Genomic DNA, 2,909 nt, shown 5'->3' with positions numbered 1-2,909 from the left:
TATTAAGCTTCTAGGACAAAAGAAAATAAAGGCTTATCACAAAAATGATTTATAAAAGTCCTGATGTAAGATTCGGATTTATTACAACTATTTTGCACGTAATCGTAATATGACTCATCTGGAGTTCTATTATAATACCAATTATCACTAGTGCTCTCTATAGTAGAATCATTCATACTATATACATCACCTCCTAAGATTGGAATCGCTAAGAGTTTACATGTCTGCACTATTTTTAGTGCTTCTTGATATGGAAAAGCATAGCCTTCAATACCTAAATCCATCAAGGAATAATATTCGGAAATATTATTATCTTGAATAATTGAAATTATATCATTCTGTTTCATTTTATGAGTCTAAATAGTTTATGTCTAATACATGAGCCTTTGTGCTAGTGCGGATAAAAAGCATACACATGCTTACACAAAGGCAGTATTCGTTTGCGATAACCTATACCACCTTCCATCCATCAATGGTTCCCGTCTTCGATGAGAAGTTGCAGCCTATCTGATAAATCTTTCTGCCATCAGCTGCATATTCCCTGGCATAGCCCATATCCTCTATCTGCTTCAAGGCTTCCTCTGCCGAACCATCACGCTTGAATTCGAAGATGTAGATATAGTTCGGCGTCTCTACCACACAATCTACCCTACCTTCGCTTTGCTGCTTTTCAATGAACACCGTGAAACAGCTGATCATTCTCAATACGAGATAGAAGGTATATTGGAAGTAACGCTCCTTCTCTCGCTCATCGTCCTTGCGACGCTGGCTATAAGGAATGCTGGCAAAGAAGGAAGTCATCAGATTCTCCAACTGTTTACAATCACCCACGTCCATAGCACTCACCACTTGTAAAACAAAAGCATCAGTCGACTCTTTTGGCTGTAAATAGCTAGTAGCCACCAAAGTAAGGAAACCATTTTTTACCTCATCATTCGGAAAATCCAAAAGATAGGAATCCATATTCATGTTCCAATCCTTTATCGTAAGATAGCCACTCTGATAAATCATAGGCAATGGCGCTTCTACATCTGCCCGATAATCCACGAAACTACTTGTTGGATAATACTTGCCAGTCAACTCATTCAAATTCTCCTTAAAATGGGAAAGCAAGCGAACCAAATAAGTTGGTGTACCAGTACGAAACCAAAAGTCGCTTAGTTTCTTCTTGCTCAAAGAATTCAAGATACTAAACGGATTATAGATATCGAGCAAGTTAGAGCTAAAATGATAACCGTCAAACTTCCTCTTCAGTTTGTATTTCATTCCTTCCTCTGTGGTTTTATATCTCACAGCCATCGCTTTGATTTGCTCATCAAAAGTAGAATACAATTCCTCTTCCGTAATACCACAAAGTGCCTCATAATGCTCGTCCATACTGATGTCGTTAGGTTGGTTAAAACCACTGAACACACTCACCTGTGAGAACTTAGTAACACCAGTCAACAAAACAAACTGCAAGTCGGCATCGGCTTCCTTAAAAACGGAATAAAAACCTTTGAGAAGATTACGGTTATACTCTTCCAAACTTATTTTATTCTGAGTTTTTCCTACAGGAATATCCATATCCATGACATCCAACAATGGCTTATCGTATTCATCAATCAATACGACAGCCCTCATTCCTGTCTTCTGATGAGCTTTCCCCAACACTGCCTTAAAGCGGCTGCCTAAAGTCTCGGCCAACTCCTCACGTCCATAGATACGTTCTGCCATGGCAACAAACTCCTCCAAAACTTTGTCTAACGCATAAGGCTCTACAAAGTTTTGTCCACCAAAAGAGAGATGCAACACAGGATATTGCTTCCATTCCTTCTCCAACTTGTCGATGGCAAGGCCCTTGAACAACTTCTTCTTGCCCTCGAAATAACACTTCAGGGTAGATACGAGCAACGACTTTCCGAATCGTCTAGGACGACACAGAAAGTAAATTGTTCCATTATGAACCAAATCATAGACCAAGCCTGTCTTGTCCAGATAAACATAGCCATCCTCTATGATTCTTTCGAAGTCTTGTATTCCTATAGGATATTTCATATTGCAGCCTTTTTAATAAATTATGGTGCAAAGATACAATTTTATTTTCATATATCCTTGGTTTACCTGTCGTTATTTTGCATGAAAGATTCAAAGGAGGAAAAAACCTGCACAAAAGTTCACTTATTGTACCTTCCATCGAGTTGGCAAGAGCCTCATCGTCAACAAAGACTATATCTTCAAAGTAAATCCAGGACTTCAAAAGCTCATTCTGGCAAGCAGCAACCTATACGATGACATCCATATCAAGGCATCAAAAGAGGCGCCGAAGTGCCGACCACACCAGCACCAACGAATATCTGGGCAGTCTGGTGATGAACGGCAAGGAACTGGTTTCGGATGTTTCCCGTCTTGGCTATTGCGCGATGGCGAATGGCAACATCGTGCTGGGAATTTCGAGAAGCGACAAGGTGAAGGATAATGTAGAGGAACGGGGCGGCAGTTTCTTCCGCCAGTTTATTTTGGTATCAGATGGAGTATTACCTGCCAAGTTCCAACTTCACGGCAAGGTGGAGCTCCGTGCCTTGGATTATATTCAAGGCACGATAAATTGAATTATCTCTCTTGATGAGTCATAATCATCCTCAAAGAGTTCTTGCAATCCTCACACAACCCATGTTTCATGTAGAAAGTATTCTTGCCATGGGCATCCTGCATCAGGCACTTCGGGACATCCTTCTTGCAATGCGGCAAACCGCGAGAATGCAGGAATTCATGGATTGTTACTTTCCATAAGTCATCCTTTCGTTTCAATCGGAAGGTTGAAACCACACAGGCGTCACCAGGCCGGAAACTCAATCCCATGATTCCATAGTTGTATTGTCCATGAATAGAAGTAGAGATGTCTCGATGCGTCAAACCTATCGTTACGG

General features: G+C 40.7%; 4 protein-coding genes. 1 reads left to right on the top strand and 3 read right to left on the bottom strand.

Going from position 1 to position 2,909, the window contains the following annotated elements:
- Positions 1–2: 2 nt before the first annotated feature.
- Entirely contained in the window at positions 3–347 is a 345-nt protein-coding gene (gene imm40 / locus ACQRBJ_RS15805; RefSeq protein WP_217759873.1) for an Imm40 family immunity protein, read from the bottom strand.
- Between the two features lie 103 nt (positions 348–450).
- Positions 451–2,037: an ATP-binding protein gene (locus ACQRBJ_RS15800; protein WP_445304199.1), complete on the bottom strand. Its 1,587-nt coding sequence runs from the start codon at positions 2,035–2,037 to the stop codon at positions 451–453.
- 233 nt (positions 2,038–2,270) lie between these two features.
- Here ACQRBJ_RS15800 and ACQRBJ_RS15795 point away from each other — a divergent pair, with 233 nt between their 5' ends.
- Complete coding sequence (locus ACQRBJ_RS15795) at positions 2,271–2,591, top strand: hypothetical protein (protein WP_445304198.1); 321 nt, start codon at positions 2,271–2,273, stop codon at positions 2,589–2,591.
- A 1-nt stretch (position 2,592) separates the two neighbouring features.
- Here ACQRBJ_RS15795 and ACQRBJ_RS15790 read toward each other — a convergent pair.
- Positions 2,593–2,909: hypothetical protein (locus tag ACQRBJ_RS15790; RefSeq protein WP_445304197.1), on the bottom strand; the 317-nt coding region annotated here is incomplete at its 5' end.

It is taken from the genome of Prevotella sp. SGI.167 (genome assembly GCF_050313615.1).
Lineage (GTDB): Bacteria > Bacteroidota > Bacteroidia > Bacteroidales > Bacteroidaceae > Prevotella.
The sequence above is the reverse complement of the archived record's forward strand: the minus strand, read 5'-3'. Positions and strand labels throughout refer to the sequence as shown.